The organism is Luteibacter rhizovicinus DSM 16549, from assembly GCF_001887595.1.
GTDB classification, from domain to species: domain Bacteria; phylum Pseudomonadota; class Gammaproteobacteria; order Xanthomonadales; family Rhodanobacteraceae; genus Luteibacter; species Luteibacter rhizovicinus.
The window spans coordinates 2,356,712-2,373,657 of the sequence record NZ_CP017480.1 but is presented as its reverse complement, the minus strand read 5'-3'; the positions used below and the strand labels follow the sequence as shown (position 1 = coordinate 2,373,657).

The following is a 16,946-nucleotide window of genomic DNA, read 5'->3' as shown; positions in this document are numbered from 1 at the left end:
GCGGTCTCCCCCGTATGTTGCGTGCTTCCGTCCCGATCGAGTTACCGCCGATGTCGCACCCGCAGGAATCGCCACCCGAACAGCACCTCAGGCGTAGCCTGTCGAACCGGCATCTGCAGCTGATCGCCATTGGTGGAGCGATCGGCACCGGCCTGTTCATGGGCTCCGGCAAGACGATCAGCCTCGCCGGGCCGTCCATCCTGTTCGTCTACCTGATCATCGGCGTGATGCTGTTCTACGTCATGCGCGCCATGGGCGAGCTGTTGCTGTCCAACCTCGACTACAAGTCGTTCATCGACTTCTCGACCGACCTGCTCGGTCCCTGGGCAGGGTTCTTCTGCGGCTGGACCTACTGGTTCTGCTGGATCATCACGGCCATCGCGGACGTGATCGCCATCTCCTCGTACGCCCAGTTCTGGTTCCCCGGCCTCGCGCCATGGGTACCCGCCCTGCTCTGCGTGCTCCTGCTCCTGGTGCTCAACCTCACCACGGTCAAGCTCTTCGGCGAGCTGGAGTTCTGGTTCGCACTGATCAAGATCATCGCCATCTGCGCGCTCATCGTCTGCGGTTTCGGCATGGTGGCCTGGAGCTTCCACTCGCCGAACGGCCACGTGGCCTCGCTCAGCAACCTGTGGAGCGACGGCGGCATGTTCCCCAAGGGGGTGGGCGGCTTCTTCGCCGGCTTCCAGATCGCCGTGTTCGCCTTCGTCGGCATCGAGCTGGTCGGCACCACCGCCGCCGAAACGGCCGATCCGGAGCGCAACCTGCCCAAGGCGATCAACTCGATCCCCGTGCGGATCATCCTGTTCTATGTGCTGGCCCTGGTCGTCATCATGTCGGTGACACCGTGGCGCGAAGTACTGCCGGGCAAGAGCCCGTTCGTGGAACTGTTCGTGCTTGCCGGCATCCCGGCAGCGGCGAGCCTGATCAACTTCGTGGTGCTCACCTCGGCCACCTCGTCCGCCAACAGCGGCATTTTTTCCACCAGCCGCATGCTCTATGGCCTGGCCGAGGAAGACCACGCGCCATCCGCCTTCAAGCGCCTGTCGAAGGCGGCCGTGCCGTCGCGTGGCCTGCTGTTCTCGTGCATCTGCCTGCTCGGCGGCGCGACCCTGGTCTACGTCATTCCCGATCTGGTCACCGCCTTCACCCTGGTGACGACGCTGGCCGCGATCCTCTTCATGTTCGTGTGGTCGCTGATCCTGGCCGCTTACATCGCCTACCGCCGCAAGCGTCCGGAACTGCACGCGGCGTCGAAGTACAAGATGCCCGGCGGCGTGTTCATGTGCTGGGTGTGCCTTGTGTTCTTCGCCTTCGTGCTGGTGCTGCTGGCCTTGGAAGACGATACGCGCAAGGCGTTGATCGCGAGCCCGGTGTGGTTTGCGATCCTTGGGATCGGCTACGCGTTGCGTCGCAAGCGGGCGTAACCGCGGGATCGCGCTTTCGGTAGGAGCCGATTCATCGGCGAACCCGCGGCAGCGGGCCAGGGTGGCGCAAGCACCCTATCGCCGATGAATCGGCTCCTACAAAGAAGCGGCGTCAGGGGGCGGCTAGCACAGCGCCCTGCGCCAGCGCCGCAGTGACGAAGGCGTCGGGATCATCCGGCGAGAGCAACAGCTTGCTGCCGCCGGCCAGATAAACCAGCACGCCATGCTCACGGTTGCGCGCATAGCTGCGTACCAAACCGATCCGACGCGAATAGAACAAACCGTCGAACGCGAAGAAGCCTCCGTTGCCAAACACGCGGGTCATGCCCTGGAATGCCAGCGCATCGCGCCCGATCGAAGCGCCACGCAGCTCGAACGATTTACTGCCGATCACCTTCCGCACGACGAGCTCGCCGTTGCCGATCGCATACTCACGTGTCGAAACCAGATATGTCACGAGCAGGATGAGCACCAGAACGGTGGCGAGATAAGGACCGACCGAGCGCCCCGCGTCGCGACCGAGCAGGATGCCCAACGCAATGACGAGAATCGCTAGCGTCGTCAGTCCGAGCCAACGGACGTTGGCGGACATGCTCGTCGAAAAGGTCGTCATGGCTACACCTCGCTCAGTGCGACTCGGGCGGTGGCGGTGTGACAGGTGCCGACAACAGCAGGCTGCCGCGCACCACATTCACGTACGCCGAGGCGACCGGCTCGAGCTTGCCGTTCTTCAGGCGCCACGCCGAGACCATCCAGTCGTCGTTCGCGCGCCAGCCCACGTGACCATGCCCGATGTAGCCGACCAGGGTCTCGCCGCGGAAGGTGAGCGGGAACAGGGTGGCTTCACTGTCGTAGCCCGTCATGGAGCCGACGGCGAGGTCGTCGCTACCGAAATCCGGAAGGGTCGGTGCGTCACCCTTTGAAGCGATGCCGCCCGGTGCTTTCGCCCGCGCCACGGCGGCCTCATACGAAGCTTTCTCGTCGCCCTTCAGCGCCCGGTCCAGGCTACCGCCCTGAGGGTTGCGATCGTACTTGGCGACATACGTCATCGCTGTGGTGCCGAACTCGTCGCAGGGAGACTGCTTCGGCGCGCATACGGCACCATCGAGCTTCAGTGCGTGATCGAAACGCAGGACCAGCTCGACGGCCGGTCCAAAGCCCCTGGCCACCCAGCGACTGGCCTCGATCGATTGCTGATCGGGGCTGCCCGTATCGACGTTCAGCGCCGCGTAGTCATCACCCAGTTTCGCGACGAGGTGATTCGTCATGCAATCGTCGCCCCATACCGGCGGCCCGTCGATGGCGACGGCTTTCTTGCCATCGATGCGATAGGGCGCCTCGGAAAGGCAGTGCGCCGTGCCGCCCATCGAGTACGCCGAGCTGAAAGGCGAACCGGCGAGTACGCGGTTGGTCAGGCTGTCGTCGAGCCCGGCGATGGCCTTTTTCAGCGCCTCGTCTGGCTGGTAGGGCAACGCGGCGACGTTCTTCATCTCCACGTCCGTGGCGAGAACGATCGGCACACCCTGCGCCTTCAGGTCGTTGAGTACGTCGTGCGAGCCGGAGGGAAGTTTGGTCAGGCCGTCGGCAACCATCGCGAGCGGTGCCCCTGGCTTGCCCTTATCCAGCCCGGTGAGGAACTCGATGCGTTGTCGATACTGGCCGGCCATGACGTTGACCAGCTCCTTGCCGAGGCCACCGCTGAGGTAAGTCCATGCCGTGTCGTCGCGGGTGGCGAGCCAATGGCGCTGGTCGAGCTTGAGCGCGTCGGCCTTGTCCGGGTGATTCTTGAGTGCCGCGCGGAAGGCATCCCCGAGTTTGCCATCGAGCGCCGAGATCGTCGGCGCGGCGCAGACCGCCTTCTCACTGGGCGTACCCGCCTTGGCGCAGTCGAAGCTGGCGGCATGGGCCATCAGCGGCGCGGTCAGCAGCAGCGCGGCTCCGGCAGCTCGTAACTTCTTGGACACAGGCGATCCTTCGTCTTGCCGGCGAATGACGGCAACACCTGCATCTTGAACAAAAGCAGTGGATAGCGGCAAGAGCTCCGCCTCGTCAGGGCGGAGCCACACGCTCACCAGAGGGAGCGTTCTCGACACGCCCTCTTCAAGAATGGCGGCGGGCGCCAGCGCTAGACCTCACCATCGTCGGGGGCGGGACCGCGAGTGGGCCCCGGCGGCGGGGCAATCGTAACCACCCGACCCTCGCGCGCCGACTGGTAGATGGCTTCCATGATCCTGTGATCTTGCAGACCCTCCTCACCCGGCGTGTGCGGGATTCGGTTTTCGCGCACGCAACGGGCCATGTGGTCCAACTCACGGGCGAACTGGTTGGCCGCGGGAAAGTGGGGTTCGATCAGCGTGTCGTGTCCGTCCATGAGGCGCGCCGACTGCATTTTCAGTCCCTCATAGGCGAAGGCGGGATTCATTCCCGCCCAGGCATCGGTGCCCTGCAAGCGGAAGAAGCGTGATTCGTGGCTGTCGTAGCTGCTCACCGCGGTCGCGGCGAAGCCGCTGGGGAACGTCATGGTAAAGCGGACGGCCGCTTCTACCTCGGTGAATCGCGCGTCGCCAGGGGGTGACCAGACACGCGCCATCACCTCAGTGGGCTCTTCGCCCGACAGGAAGCGCGCTGCGTTCAGGCAATAGAGCCCAATGTCCGGTAGCGCTCCACCGCCGGCTAACGCCTTACGATGCCGCCACTGGTTGACGTCACCCTGGCGTTGCGAATTGCCGGCGATGAACTCGCGTAGCGCGCCCAGCTGACCGCTCTGTGCCATCTTCGCGATGGCGCGATCGATCGGTTCGTACTGGCTGCGATAAGCGATCATGAGCCGCACCTTTGCCGTACGGCAGGCGGCAATCATTCGCTCGCACTCCGCCACGGACGTGGCCATGGGCTTTTCGCAGAGCACATGCTTTCCCGCTTTCGCCGCACGTTCGGTGAACTCGGCATGCATGCTGTTCGGCAGAATGATGTAGATCACTTCCACCTGCTTGTTATGGGCGATGCGGTCGAAATCGTCGTAGCTGTACAACGCCTTCGGAGCGATCCCGTACTGCGCAGCCACGCTCTGCGCCTTGTTACCGTCGCCGCTGACCAACGCTACCGGCCGGGCGAAGCGGGATTGGGCGAAGGCAGGCAGCACCTCTTCCAGTGCAAGGTGACCCAGGCCGACGATCGCAAAACCCACGCGTTTGCCGGGAGGGCTGATGACCGGATCCTTCGTTTGGGCTTCCGTCGCGTTAAGGATAGGCGGCAACTTGACCGTTACACCGGCGCTGGCCGGGGTCGAGGCCGCCATGGTCGCACCGGATGCCAAGGCAGCGAGACCACCGCCCGCCATCTGTAGAAAGTGTCGACGCGGGCTCTTATTTTGCATGCTGTTCTCCCCGGTTCAGAGGTCATCGAGCGATCTTTTGTATGCGTACAGGTACGCCCTTCGCGGCAGGCGTCTTCGACTCAACGTCGTGGTACCAGAGGGGGACCAACGGGTTCATTTCGGGGTAATAGCCACCGACGCAGCCCGAGGGCAGATTGAAAGGCGTAACCGCCAGACCTTCGACGGCGCGCGTGGCGCCATCGCCGGCATCACCCATCAGGGCAACGACTTCGCCCTGTTTCAGCCCGTCGCGGATCATGTCGTCCGGGTTCATGAGAAGCAGCATGCGCGATCCTTCCAGACCGCGGAGTCGATCGCTGTGGCCGTAAATCGTCGTGTTGAACTGGTCGTTCGAACGCATCGTAATCAGGTGATAGCGCCCCGGCGCGTCGCCGACGCCGACGGCTGAGAGGACCGTCGGGTCGGTGAAGCGAGCCTTTCCGGTTTCGGTTTTCCAGTCGCGCTTGCGCGCGGGATTGCCGCGGTAGAAGCCGCCGGCATCGAACATCCGCCGGTTGTAATCCTTGAACTGGTCGGGATACGTCGTCTCGATGAGATCGCGGATTCTCCCGTAATCGGCCGTCCACGCATCCCACTGCCATTTCGGATGAGGTGGAAACGTCGCCTTAGCGATGCCCGCGACGATTGCGACCTCGGAACGAAGTGACGTGCTGGCCGGCGACCGCTTCCCGATGGAGCCATGAATGTGGCTGAAGCTGTCCTCCATCGAGACGGACTGACTGCCATCGGCCTGCACGTCATCTTCGGAACGCGCGAGACAGGGCAACAGATAAGAGGCGCGGCCATGCACGAGATGACTACGGTTGAGCTTCGTCGCGATGTATACGGTCAACTCCTGGCGCGCCCATGCAGCCTCCATGCGCTCGTGGTCGGGAATGGCCCGAACGAAATTACCGCCGAGGCTGATGAAGCCCTTCACCGTGCCCGCGAGAAGGCCCTCGCAGGCTTCCACCGTGCCCATTCCCTTCTCCCGAGGTGGCTCGAAGTCAAACTGACCGGCCAGCAGATCGAGAGGCACGAGTTCGGGCTTCTCCGAGATGCCGACCGTCCGCTGGCCCTGCACATTGGAATGCCCACGCACGGGGCACACCCCGGCGCCCGGCCGGCCGATGTGCCCGCCCAGAAGCAGCAGGTTGACCAGCATGCCGACCGATTGCGACCCATGAACGTGCTGGGTCAGGCCCATCCCGTAGACGGCGATCACATTCTTCGCCTCGGCATACACCGCGGCCGCGGCTTCGAGCTGCGCCCTCGTCAAGCCCGCTTCGCGCTCGATATCGGTCCACGATGTCGTTTCCACCGTCCGTTCGAAGGCGGCGTACTCGCTCGTGTGTTCTGCGAGGAAAGCACGATCGATGATGCTTGCCTGCGTGGTCAGGGAACGCGCGGCGTCCAGTGCAAAGATGTGCTTGCACACGCCCATGATCGCCGCGATGTCTCCGCCGGGACGCACCTGCAGGTACAGGTGTGACAGCTCGGTCGCCTGACCAGAAAGCATCTGCAGCGGATTCTGCGGGTTGATGAAGCGTACGAGGCCCTGCTCGCGAACGGGATTGAAGGTGACGATCTTGCAACCACGCTTCACCGCCTCCTGGAGCGGATGCAGGAAGCGGGGGCTATTGGTACCCGGGTTTTGTCCGAAGTAGAAAATGGCATCGCACGTCTCGAAGTCTTCAAGCACGCAGGTGCCCACGGGCGAGCCGATCACTTTCTTCAACGCCACGGACGTCGTTTCGTGGCACATGTTCGAACTGTCGGGAAGATTGTTCGTCCCGTAAAAACGTGCAGTCAGCCCGTACAGATACGATTGCTCCAGTGCCGACTTGCCCGAGGCATAAAAGACAACCGAGTCCGGCTCGAGGCAGCGCAGCGAGGCGCCGATGCCGACGAATGCCTCGTCCCAGCTGCAACGGACGTAGCGGTCGGTCGCCCCGTCGTAACGCAACGGCTCGGTCAGGCGTCCTTGCATCTCCAGGTCGTAGTCGGGCCAGTTCAGCAAATCGGTCACGGTGTGCGCCGCAAAGAAATCGGGCGTGCACCGGTCGGAGGTCAGTTCCCAGAGTGTGGACTTGGCACCGTTCTCGCAGAATTCGAAAGCGTGCGGATGCTTCGGCTTGCCCCACGCACACGAGGTGCACATGAAGCCGCCGGCCTTGTTCTGATCCAGGAGCGTTCCGAGGGCGGCGGGCGTGGGCTTCTCTCGAAAGAGAACCTTTGCCATTCCTGCAACGGAGCCCCAACCTCCCGCCGGCGCTTCGTGCTGGACGGCATCCGCCTTCTTCGCCATGGGTTTGCTCGTTTGCAGGGGCAAGAGCACGAGCAAATCACGTAGCTGGTGACCCTCATGGCAAGGCCTGATGCCTTATTGCTCACCTTTTCTTCCGCGACCGCAAGATCCTGCATTCAGGAACGTGACGGCATGAGCCCAGCCTATGGGACGGCCGGATCACTTCGGCTACCTACAATCGCCACGTGAACATTCGCGAGCACGAACTGAAGAACCTTGCCGCTGTCCTTGATGAGGCTGCGGCCATGAGCGAAGCCGTGCTAGCTGGCGACATCGAAGAGGCTTGCTTTCGGATCAGGCAGCTCCAGGCTACCGCCAAGAAAAACGGGCTTAACGACCTTGCGCAAGCCGCCGCAAGGTTGACGCAAACGCTCGGCCGGCCCGGAACCCCAATGTGCTCGGGCTACGGAGCAGGAATGCTTTTGATCGCCGATGCTCTCGATGTCGTTGCTTTCCACGCCCGGGAATAGCGGCGCTTTTCTGGCATCAGACGTGTCGGCCAGGTGATCTACTTACGCCGCCGACACGCGAGCGGGAATGTCGGCGAGGATTGCCACTTCGTCCGCCGCACCGCGAAGGATCGCGTGCTGCGGCATCCCTGGCGCAACGGCCTCCCGCGGATCCTGCGCAAGCGTGCGACCGCCGGCGCGCCTGATGCGCATCGCGCTTCCAGGATAAGGACCGGCCACTGTAGGCGCCACCTTGATGAGGAACGGATGTAAGCACTCTGTCTTCGGCTTCACTTATCTAAATCGCGGTAGGGATTATTGAGTGCCGAGCCCGGCGTGACGACCTCCTGTCGCGCAACGAGAATTAACAAAAGTGGTCAATTCGTTAGTTTCGCAAGATCCTTCACGAACGTGACGAGGGGGGACTTATCCAAAAACACCAGATGTCGGATGATCGCGCCCCCCGATGTCATCTCCAAAGAGCCGTTATGCCTGTACAAGCTATCCGCCTTGCCAATCTGCAGGCCTTGATCCAATCTTTTGAGCACCTGGGAGTGACCGGGCGCGATGCGCAGGCGGCGCTATTGGGGTGCGCCACGACGGGGTTCAAGCTTCAGTCCATGCTCGAAGGTACGCCCGTTCCGGCGCTCTTTGCGTCACGTGTCGAGCACAGCCTCTGTAAACCGAGGGGATGGCTGGATGAGCAACACCTGGACCAATCCGACGCCTTCGACGTTGGCCCGTTCCTTACCGGACGTTCCGACTGTCTTTGCGATCGGGCAGCGCTCAATCAGATGGTCGATCCGGGCTCCCCGGATAGCCTGGTGACGTCGAACATCGCGACGCCGCCAATCTGCTTACCGCCGGCACCGTATAGCGGCTCCGCGTCTACCGAGAGCAGCGATACCGTGCCGTCGTAACGTCGGACTTCCAGCCGCACGTCAAACACGGTTTCCCCGCGCAGGATCGCACGCGATAGCGGAAGGTCGGAAGACGGATACGGACGGCCGTCCTCGGTAAAAAGGCCATGCATGCAGCTGTAGTCCTCGACGCCGGAGCCGATGCGCACGCAACCAAGGAGCACATTGGCGCGCGCATTGGCGAAGACAATCCTTCCGTCGATATCTGCCACAACAATGGCGTCGGCGCACCGGGCTTCCTGGACACGACATATGTCCCGGGCACGATTTAACAGAACCTCGCTTTCATCGCGTAACGCCATCCCGCCCCCTCTTCGCTTCCGTCTTCTTTCGAAGTTAGCGGCGATGCGGCGTGGTGACAACCCACAGAGAAGGCGCTTTTCGCCCCGCCTGACATCACTGCCGAATTGGCTTAACGAGTGGCCTTGGATTGAAAGGAAGTCGTCGGTGGATAGCCGTCGCGGCGATCGCCGCATGGCCTACCGCGACGCTTATCTGGTTGAGCCCGCTGACCACGTCGCCGGCCGCGAACAATCCTGGGACGCTCGTCTGCATAGCATCGTCGACAACGAGTTTGCCGACGTCGTCGGTGGCAGCATCCATGGCACGAGCAAGCGCGGTTCGGGGGTCGCATCCGAGCATGGGATAAACGGTGTCGAGTGACTGCGTGCCCCCACCATCCAGCAACGCCTCACAGCCGTCGGCGGAGAAGCGCAGCGCCTCGACTTTCGCATGCAGCGTGACTCCGGCTTGCTCGGCCCGCTCGCTTTCCTCGGCGGTCGGCAATTCATCGTCCGGAGAGAGCACATGCACGTTGGCAGAGAACGTACGCAGGAAGATCGCGTGGTTGAGGCCTTTCCCCGTGGGGGCGTAAACGCCGATGGCCTCATCGCGTGCCTCGTAGCCATCGCACACTGCACATAGGCGAAGCACGCCCGAAGCAATGGCCTCCTCCGCACCCTCGGCGGGGGGCAGCCGGTCAACGATGTGGCCAGCAGCACGGCGCGTGCATGCCAGCAGTCGGTCCCGCTTTCGACCGTAAAGAAGGTCCCGTCATGCGTGATGGCATCGACGCGTCCGGCGACGATGGGCACATCATGGCTCTCTGCCTGTGCACGGAAGCGGGCGAGTAGCTCGTTGCCCGCCACGCCGAAGGGAAAACCAGGGCAGTTGTGACTGGCCGGAATCCACCGGGCACGTGACTGACCAGCGTCCACGACTAGCACTCGTCGTTGATAACGCGCCAGATACGTCGCTGCCGTCAGGCCGGCCGGCCCTGCCCCGATGATCAGGCAGTCGTAAGCGCGGAGCTCACCCGGTGAAGCTGCCATCGCGGTACAAAAGGTCGACATGCGTGGAGCATCCCGTCAACCGCGTGAAGAAACCGCCGCCGACCGCAGTCTTTGAAGGCTGAGGTCGGCGACCGTGGCTCAGTGTCCGCCGGATGTCGGCTCAGGCTGGGTACCGCCGCCGGTCCTGTCGCTCCCGGACGTGCCGCCCGATGTGCTGCTGCCATTCGAACCGTCGCTTCCACTCGATTTCATGCCTCCGGTCGACTTGGGGGAATGCTTCGTCGCGCCAGTCCCCGTCGACGAACCATGGTTGGTGCCGTTGGACATGGATCCATTGCTGTCGTTAGACATTGAACCGTTAGCGCCGTTCGACATGGATCCGTTGCTCCCGTTCGACATCGAACCGTTGCTGCTTCCGGCCTGCCCCGACTGCCCGGCCTGCGAGCCTGCGGCACCCGACGCCGACCCGGACGCCGATCCACCTGCCGTCTGCGCGGCGACACACGTCGTGGCGGCAGCCATGCCGACGACCATACTGAGGAGAAGAATCTTTTTCATGAGCCTATCCCGGTATCCAACCCATTGGTGGGCACGGCGGACGTTGCGCTGGCGTCGGTGATGATCAGGGACACGCGCCGTCAAGACGGAGGCCCACTTCACTGAATGACGTGAAGGCGCTTGCCATCATCCCTTTCGAAAACATCGTTTATGTCGCGCTAGCAATACGGCGGCGACACTCGTCCTGCACGTGCGGCGTGATGTTGTCTTTCCTTCTACCAACCGCGGAGCAAGGCATGGACACCACGACCGTCCTTATAACAGGCGCCTCCAGCGGCAAGACCCGTCCGAAGACGGGTCCCTGATTTCAGACTTGAGGCCGCTATCGATCGGGCACTTGCGGGGTTGGCTTCATCTGGTCCGCCATGAACGCCAAAGCACGCGCGCGGGCCGCTCCAGTTACGCGTATCAGCACAAAAACGGCCGACGTCACGAGTACACATATGTCGAAACCGTCTTGACACATGACAACGAGGGCTTGGGCATAGTCGAATCATCGTCTCCCCCCTGCGGTGCCATGGTCGTCTTCGACATCCCGTTCCATCCGCCGCAAGACACGTGGACCATTGCACTCCCGTCCGGAGCGCAGCACGCCTTCTCAGCGCGTCACGAAGCGGTACGATTTGCTGCCAGGGAGGCCTCGCGGCTCACCACAAGCAAAGGTCGCCAAGTCTTCCTCAGCATCGAAGGCGAAGACGGTAAGTGGCGGCTGTTCGGGCCGGACCTCAAATCGCCCGACGTCTGAGACAGCAGGCTCAACGCATCGTCAGACGCTAGACCCGGCGAACTGGGTCGTGCACACGGGTCAACGTGACCTCGAAACTCGTGCCGAGGTCAGTCCCCGGGCTGAATACCTGGACTCGACCGCCGTGGGCTTCAACCATGTCACGGACCACCGTGAGCCCTATGCCAAGACCGGTGCCATTGAACGCCACTGCACTACGGTCCTGGACGAACGGTTCAAAAATGTGGGGAAGCGCCGCAGCCGATATCCCGATGCCGTTGTCGGCAATGGTCACCTTCACGGATTCGGCGTCCGCCTCCACACGCAGATCCAACGTACCACCGCCCGGAGTGTATTTCGATGCATTGTCCAGCAGGTTCGTGAACACCTGGGCCAGTCGCACGGGATCGCCGAAGACGCGCGCCTGCACCCGTGGTAAGGCCGTTGTCAGAGTTTGGCCGCGTGATCGAATGGCTGGACCGCAGGTGTCGAGCGCCTGACTGATGACGGCACCAATGGGCACCACCTCCCGCTTAAGCCTGACTTTGCCGGTGTTGAAGCGAGATACTTCAAGGAGGTCGGTCAGTAACCTCGATATGTGGGCGATCTGCCGCGAGATGACACCTTGCAACCTTGCAATCTGATCGCTCTCCACCTCGCTCATCATGGCGGACGCTAGTCCGATGGGCGTCAGAGGGGTGCGCAATTCATGGGCAAGCACGGCGAGAAAATCCGTGTGGCGGTGGAGTGCCAATTCCGCCAGCTCTTTCTTGTCTAACGAGCTGATGGAAGCCAGCAGCAGTTGCTCGTTGGCGTCGCGCAAATAATTAAGCAAGGGCGAAGCAGCGCCATCGAGACTACCGAGATCCGCCGGCCCCGCAGCCGCATCGCTCCGCTCGGCAGCGATCTCGGCGGATGCCACTATCATTGAGCGGTCGAAAATTGCTGGAGTGCGGTCCCCGACTTGCGCGGCGCGGCGCATGGCGGCATCAGCGTCGCCTATCAACTCCAGTGGCGATTGCCCGTGGTCTGGGAAAAAGGCCACGCCAATGCTCACCGCGAGCTGTGGCATTTCCGCATGCAACTCCACGGGAGCCTCCAACGCTTCTCGCACACGCTGGGCAATAACGTCGGTTTCATCGAGCAAAATTTCGGGCAACAGAATCAGAAATGCATGGGTTCCATGACGGCTGACGGTCTCCACCGTGCCGACCGCCCCCGTGAGACGCCCTGCGACGAGTCGAAGGACGGCATCGCCTTCTTCCCGGCCAAACTTATGCAAAATGTCGCTGAAGTTATCGAGACTTATGGAGAGCAACGCCAATCGACACTGATGTAGCCGGGCGACGGCCATGGCCTGCACGATTCGATCGAGCAGCAATACCCTGTTGGGAAGCAACGTGAGCGTATCCGGCCCCAGTGTGCGCGACATATCGTCGAGCAACCGCGCGCTGATGCGAGCGCGCTCTTGTGCTTCCCTGAGGCTCGCCGCCAATTCGTCGTTGGTCGGGGCCACCTGCGCGTTCTCCATGCCAGGCGAACCGTCGGCGTCCCGCTGCGGACTCACGGCGGCTCGTCCGATAGCAAACCGGATGCCGGCTGCGATACCTGAGATGGCCTGCCGCCAAGCAAGCCTTGGTAGCCGGTCGCCCGCTCCCCGATATGCAGCCCCTGATCGTCGATTTGGAACAAGCGCAACTCGTCGGAGTGTGCGCTGGCGCGCAGTTTAGCCACGGCCAAAACCCTCAGCAGACGACTATCAATCTCCACATAGCGTTGAACGATGATGGCGTCGGTCATGAACGCCGTGCCGTAAGGACTGAAGCGGAGGTCGCCGTAGCGATCTTCCAGCTCTGAGGTCATCAACACCGTCACGCCCTCATCCGCCAACGCGAAGACCATCTGTGACAACGATTCCCGGAAGTCCGCTTTGAAACTCGGCGCGATGGCGAGTTCAAATCCAGACAGAGAATCAATAACCACGCGCGTAGCCTGCAGCTTGCGAACCTCGCCCAAAATCAGCAACAAAACTTCATTGATGGACAGGCCGGATACCGGAACCCCCACCACACCAATTTTTCCGGCTTCGATAAGGTCTCGCAGAACGAGGGCGTGGGTGCGATTCGAGTGCTGCTCGAACGACACCATAACCCCGGTTTCCCCGGCCTGCGCACCCGCGGCAAGAAACGCGGCAGCCATGATGCTCTTGCCGGACCCTGAAGGCCCAGCGACCAGCAAGGAATAGCCGCGTGGCAGTCCGCCGCCCATCATCGCGTCCAGCCCCGCAACGCCCATGCCTAGACGGTCATCCAGCGGGGGCAGCGCGTCCGCCCTTTTGCGTGAAGCGGCGGCGACAGGTGCGAACACTTTGATCCCTGTCGAGGTGATGCGAAAGGTGTGCAGGCCGGGCAAGGATGGCTGGCCCCGCATCTTCATCACTTCAAGCTTGCGGACCATCGAATTGCGCAAGACGCTCTGACGAACCCATAGGAGACCATCCGCGATGGTAAACACCGGATTGGCGTCTGCCTCGTCAAAATACTCGCCAATGAGGAACGTGGTCGCCTGCCAACTGGTCATCACCATGCCCAGCTTCTGAACGAATCGCTGCAGATGATGCTGAGCATTGCCCAAGGCCGTACTTGCCATGGCCACAGAGCGGAACGAGTCGACGAAAATCAACCCGGGGTTGTGTGTTTCGACTTCCTGGACGATACGGTCAAGGACCGCATCGAGATCGCCCACCAAGGTTTCATCGGTGAGGTTAATGAAGCGCACCGATTGGCTAACTACATCCTGATCGAAGAATGGAAACTGCTGCATGTAGCGAAGCATCTTCAGCGGCGGCTCGCCGAGCACCGTGAAATACAGAGTTGGCCGCTCTGCGGTCGCCATGGCAAACATCATCTGATGGGCCAGCGTGGTTTTGCCGCAACCAGGCGCACCCGCAATGAGGTTGAACGAATATTCGGGAATACCGCCGCCAAGGACTTCGTCCAGGCCCTCGACGCCCGTCGGCAAGCGGCGGATGTTGACGTTACTGCTCATGGCCTGGGGTCCTGCTGGCATCGTGAGGGGGGGGTCACACTGACCGAAGAGAGTAGCTGTGCGGTCAGAGAGGCACCGATCAAGCTGCTGAGGAGGTCGTAGAAAGACTTGAAAAAGGCTTTTCCGCCATCGGCGACAACGGAAGCAGACTGGGCCATACAGGCAGCCCTCAGGGCGTCTAAGTCCATTTCGGTCATGGACTGTAGGTTGACCGCAGCAAGCCACGGAACGGTCGCACCGGTAAGGGATAGCGCGCGCTTGAATAGAACCGTCGTCCCGCGACGCCCAAGGATCGGGGCCAATACGCCTTCAATCTGGCGCCACACGCCAACTATCGTCTGCCAAGCCTGCGCTATCGACACCGCTTTGCACGCGCTGCATCAGGGCAATACCGATGTGCTCGCTCGCCTCGCGTTCCATGTGCTGAGATATGACTACCTTGACGTCCCGACTCGCCAGACTACTCCAATTGACGAGCGTCGTGACCTCGCCCGCGGCCAGGGCTTCACATAGGTCTAGAACGTCCGGATGCCCCTCCACCACCGCCGCCAAACGGCATCCCACATGATCTGCGCTGATGAACAGGTTCGGCGGCGACGGTTACAGGGAAATCAGGCGGCCTTCTCAACCCTCTTTCGTTTTAGCGAATCCCTTCGTCACGCTTGGACGCCTCATCCATCTTCTCCTCGCCATCGGCTATGGCCTTGTCACGACGGTCTTGCTGAGGCTTGTCCTGCTTGGCGACGTAGTTGAGATTGCGGTCGCCCGATTGGGGCTTATGGTCCTGGTCGGCCATGGCGTTGGCTCCTTCGTTAACCTTGATCTTCGTTGTCATGGGTCTGCTGCGTTGACTCGCGTTCCTTCGGTTTCTTTTCGACACGGTTGCCCGTGCTTTCGTCAAATTCGAGAGGGCTACGGGGCTTCTGGGTATCGCTGGGCGTCGTCATGGGCTGGGCTCTCAGGGCGGGAATAGCATCTAAATCTCCGCCCGTGTTTGTAAGCGGACGGCAAGCTCACGTGAACGCGCGCATACAGGTAACACTCACCCAAACCCAGCGCTCCAATTCGAACGTGTCCCATTGACGAACGTGGATGGGCACTCACGGAAGCGGCTCTTGCCCGACACAGCGTGCAGCCCATTGTGTCCACTCCAGCCAGCCAAATCAGGTGCCAGCCGATGTTTAGTCACAACAAACGATTGCAGTACACCGTCCGCGTGTCAGAGAGCAATCCCGGTCTTGCTAACTTGTTGCTCGAGCAGTTCGGCGGCCCGCAAGGCGAGTTAGCCGCTGCCATGCGGTATTTCACACAAGCACTGGCCGAGGAGGACATGGGCCGGAAGGATATGCTTTTCGACATCGCAACCGAAGAATTGTCTCACCTTGAGATCATTGGCTCGCTCGTTGCCATGCTGAACCGGGGCGCGAAAGGTCGACTCGCTGAAGCTGTCGATTCTGAGGCCGACTTGTTTCGGTCCCTCCAAGGCGCGGGCAACGACTCCCATGTCACCCAAGTGTTGTTCGGCGGCGGTCCCGCCCTCATCAATTCGGCGGGCGTCCCGTTCTCAGGGGCCTATGTTGACTCGATCGGTGAGCCCACAGCCGACTTGCGCTCAAATATTGCTGCCGAGGCGAGGGCCAAAATCATCTACGAGCGCCTTATAAATGTGACCGAAGATGTAGGCGTGAAGGATGCGCTGACCTTCCTGATGACACGTGAGATCGCACATCAGAAGTCTTTTGAGAAAGCTCTCTACTCGATGGACAAGAGCTTCCCGCCGGGCAAGCTGCCAGGCGATCCGCGATTTACGGACCTCTATGTGAACACCTCGCCAGGTGAGGGCGACATGGCGGGCCCGTGGAACAGCGGCGAGAAGTGGCAAGTCTTAGTTCCGTCCGACAAAAACACGCCTTTGGACGGCGGCGAAGGCACCGCGTCGGTCGAACTCGCGAGCGATGATAAAGCGGCAGTTGACGCGTTCGCCGCCAGAGGAGCGTCCAACCCATCGCGGGACCCCGTCACTGGAGCCGATCTTGGCGTTCTCAGCCAGGAGCCCAAGGACCAGTGACCCGTGCGGAGCGGTTGTTTGCTCGTCGGCGGCACCCGTTCAGGTGTCGCCCGCCGCTGCTTGCCGTCATGTCTGGCCTCTTCTTGCTTGTCTTTGCGTGCCTCGCATCTCCGGAACTGAAGCAAATAGTCCATTGGGGCGTTTAAAGCTGCACGGTCTGCGGGTGCCGGGTTCCGGCGCTTGACGGTCATTCTCGCAAATCTCCTCGACCAATCGTTCTCACTCTTGGACGCCGTCGCTACCGGGGATGCGTGAATGGAAGCCGTCACCGAGGCCATGCGCATGCTGTGCCATCGTAGGGTAGTTAAGAGAACGGCACCGGCCACCTTGCGCCGAGCGCCCACAGGGATTCTCCCTGGCCTCTGGCCAAGGAGGTCCAATGCATACGCTACCCGAGCCCCATAGGCTTTCGTTTCGCTGCTCCGACCGTGCCGGCAATCAGGTCACGGCCAAGGTGGTCGCGACTCAAGAGTCTGGCCACAAGCCGTGGGTCTGGCGTGCCGTGTTCCGCGATACAGGCGAGCCGCCTGCGGAGTTAATGGGGGCCTCGGAGGCACCGGAACATCTCGAGGCGGACATACGCGCACGAGTGCGCGCGGTCCAAATCACGGGAGTCTTCGTGCCCACGTCAGACAAACTCGCTGCTTCGAAACAAGATGCTGCGGCTCTAGCGGTAGCGCACGTCTTGCGCGTCGCCAGTTCGATAGATGAGAGGTCGGGCCATCGCAGGACGAACCTTGCGTCTGTTCTTGACGATCTTGGAGCGGATCTCGCTA

General features: G+C 61.8%; 15 protein-coding genes and 1 pseudogene. 4 read left to right on the top strand and 12 right to left on the bottom strand.

Annotated elements, in window-relative coordinates; all coding sequences use genetic code 11:
- The first annotated feature begins 50 nt into the window (after positions 1-50).
- Complete coding sequence (gene cycA / locus BJI69_RS10680) at positions 51-1,427, top strand: D-serine/D-alanine/glycine transporter (protein ID WP_046968633.1); 1,377 nt, start codon at positions 51-53, stop codon at positions 1,425-1,427.
- A 112-nt stretch (positions 1,428-1,539) separates the two neighbouring features.
- Here cycA and BJI69_RS10675 read toward each other — a convergent pair whose 3' ends face one another.
- The 4 genes from BJI69_RS10675 to BJI69_RS10660 form a co-directional block, all read right to left on the bottom strand.
- Positions 1,540-2,040 (bottom strand): PH domain-containing protein, encoded by a 501-nt coding sequence (locus BJI69_RS10675; RefSeq protein ID WP_046968591.1) that lies wholly within the window; start codon positions 2,038-2,040, stop codon positions 1,540-1,542.
- A gap of 13 nt (positions 2,041-2,053) precedes the next feature.
- The gene (locus BJI69_RS10670) at positions 2,054-3,391 is read right to left on the bottom strand and encodes a lysozyme inhibitor LprI family protein (RefSeq protein ID WP_046968592.1); all 1,338 of its coding nucleotides are present in this window, start codon (positions 3,389-3,391) and stop codon (positions 2,054-2,056) included.
- Positions 3,392-3,552: 161 nt separating this feature from the next.
- Entirely contained in the window at positions 3,553-4,803 is a 1,251-nt protein-coding gene (locus tag BJI69_RS10665; protein WP_046968593.1) for a Gfo/Idh/MocA family protein, read from the bottom strand.
- A gap of 22 nt (positions 4,804-4,825) precedes the next feature.
- Complete coding sequence (locus BJI69_RS10660; RefSeq protein ID WP_046968594.1) at positions 4,826-7,111, bottom strand: FdhF/YdeP family oxidoreductase; 2,286 nt, start codon at positions 7,109-7,111, stop codon at positions 4,826-4,828.
- Positions 7,112-7,296: 185 nt separating this feature from the next.
- On the opposite strand from BJI69_RS10660, the gene BJI69_RS10655 reads away from it, so the two are divergent.
- Positions 7,297-7,581, top strand: a complete 285-nt coding sequence (locus tag BJI69_RS10655) for a hypothetical protein (protein ID WP_046968595.1) — start codon at positions 7,297-7,299, stop codon at positions 7,579-7,581.
- Positions 7,582-7,623: 42 nt separating this feature from the next.
- Here the strand turns inward: BJI69_RS10655 and BJI69_RS10650 are convergent, their stop codons facing one another.
- The 5 genes and pseudogenes from BJI69_RS10650 to BJI69_RS10635 all read right to left on the bottom strand — a co-directional run bounded on the left by BJI69_RS10650 (position 7,624) and on the right by BJI69_RS10635 (position 10,330).
- A complete protein-coding gene (locus BJI69_RS10650) occupies positions 7,624-7,773 on the bottom strand; it encodes a chemotaxis protein CheB (protein ID WP_078023140.1) in 150 nt (49 codons plus the stop codon).
- Between the two features lie 577 nt (positions 7,774-8,350).
- Positions 8,351-8,782 (bottom strand): PAS domain-containing protein, encoded by a 432-nt coding sequence (locus BJI69_RS22280; protein ID WP_046978090.1) that lies wholly within the window; start codon positions 8,780-8,782, stop codon positions 8,351-8,353.
- A gap of 94 nt (positions 8,783-8,876) precedes the next feature.
- Complete coding sequence (locus BJI69_RS22865) at positions 8,877-9,395, bottom strand: NAD(P)/FAD-dependent oxidoreductase (RefSeq protein ID WP_244465303.1); 519 nt, start codon at positions 9,393-9,395, stop codon at positions 8,877-8,879.
- Between the two features lie 326 nt (positions 9,396-9,721).
- Positions 9,722-9,811 (bottom strand): annotated as a pseudogene (locus BJI69_RS22860) (hypothetical protein); the annotation flags it as partial.
- A gap of 99 nt (positions 9,812-9,910) precedes the next feature.
- Positions 9,911-10,330: a hypothetical protein gene (locus tag BJI69_RS10635; RefSeq protein WP_071924923.1), complete on the bottom strand. Its 420-nt coding sequence runs from the start codon at positions 10,328-10,330 to the stop codon at positions 9,911-9,913.
- 517 nt (positions 10,331-10,847) lie between these two features.
- Here BJI69_RS10635 and BJI69_RS10630 point away from each other — a divergent pair.
- On the top strand, positions 10,848-11,075 hold the full coding sequence (locus BJI69_RS10630) for a hypothetical protein (protein ID WP_046968598.1): 228 nt from the start codon (positions 10,848-10,850) through the stop codon (positions 11,073-11,075).
- A gap of 28 nt (positions 11,076-11,103) precedes the next feature.
- On the opposite strand, the gene BJI69_RS10625 is transcribed toward BJI69_RS10630, so the two are convergent.
- From BJI69_RS10625 to BJI69_RS22275, 3 genes are all read right to left on the bottom strand, one after another.
- Complete coding sequence (locus BJI69_RS10625; RefSeq protein WP_053057161.1) at positions 11,104-12,621, bottom strand: sensor histidine kinase; 1,518 nt, start codon at positions 12,619-12,621, stop codon at positions 11,104-11,106.
- Entirely contained in the window at positions 12,618-14,102 is a 1,485-nt protein-coding gene (locus BJI69_RS10620; RefSeq protein WP_046968599.1) for a DUF7125 family protein, read from the bottom strand. The genes BJI69_RS10625 and BJI69_RS10620 overlap by 4 nt, the downstream gene beginning before the upstream one ends.
- A gap of 640 nt (positions 14,103-14,742) precedes the next feature.
- Positions 14,743-14,937, bottom strand: coding sequence for a hypothetical protein (locus BJI69_RS22275; RefSeq protein WP_046978091.1), 195 nt, complete (start codon positions 14,935-14,937; stop codon positions 14,743-14,745).
- A 342-nt stretch (positions 14,938-15,279) separates the two neighbouring features.
- Here BJI69_RS22275 and BJI69_RS10610 point away from each other — a divergent pair, with 342 nt between their 5' ends.
- Complete coding sequence (locus BJI69_RS10610; RefSeq protein WP_046968600.1) at positions 15,280-16,170, top strand: manganese catalase family protein; 891 nt, start codon at positions 15,280-15,282, stop codon at positions 16,168-16,170.
- Positions 16,171-16,946 lie beyond the last annotated feature (776 nt).

Excerpts from the sequence above, each read along its gene's own strand:
- cycA (WP_046968633.1), top strand. The coding sequence starts at position 51 with ATGTCGCACCCGCAGGAATCGCCACCCGAACAGCACCTCAGGCGTAGC.
- BJI69_RS10660 (WP_046968594.1), bottom strand. The coding sequence starts at position 7,111 with ATGGCGAAGAAGGCGGATGCCGTCCAGCACGAAGCGCCGGCGGGAGGT.
- BJI69_RS10675 (WP_046968591.1), bottom strand. The coding sequence starts at position 2,040 with ATGACGACCTTTTCGACGAGCATGTCCGCCAACGTCCGTTGGCTCGGA.
- BJI69_RS10635 (WP_071924923.1), bottom strand. The coding sequence starts at position 10,330 with ATGAAAAAGATTCTTCTCCTCAGTATGGTCGTCGGCATGGCTGCCGCC.
- BJI69_RS22275 (WP_046978091.1), bottom strand. The coding sequence starts at position 14,937 with ATGACAACGAAGATCAAGGTTAACGAAGGAGCCAACGCCATGGCCGAC.
- BJI69_RS10650 (WP_078023140.1), bottom strand. The coding sequence starts at position 7,773 with ATGCGCATCAGGCGCGCCGGCGGTCGCACGCTTGCGCAGGATCCGCGG.
- BJI69_RS10610 (WP_046968600.1), top strand. The coding sequence starts at position 15,280 with ATGTTTAGTCACAACAAACGATTGCAGTACACCGTCCGCGTGTCAGAG.
- BJI69_RS10620 (WP_046968599.1), bottom strand. The coding sequence starts at position 14,102 with ATGAGCAGTAACGTCAACATCCGCCGCTTGCCGACGGGCGTCGAGGGC.
- BJI69_RS10665 (WP_046968593.1), bottom strand. The coding sequence starts at position 4,803 with ATGCAAAATAAGAGCCCGCGTCGACACTTTCTACAGATGGCGGGCGGT.
- BJI69_RS10630 (WP_046968598.1), top strand. The coding sequence starts at position 10,848 with ATGGTCGTCTTCGACATCCCGTTCCATCCGCCGCAAGACACGTGGACC.
- BJI69_RS22280 (WP_046978090.1), bottom strand. The coding sequence starts at position 8,782 with ATGGCGTTACGCGATGAAAGCGAGGTTCTGTTAAATCGTGCCCGGGAC.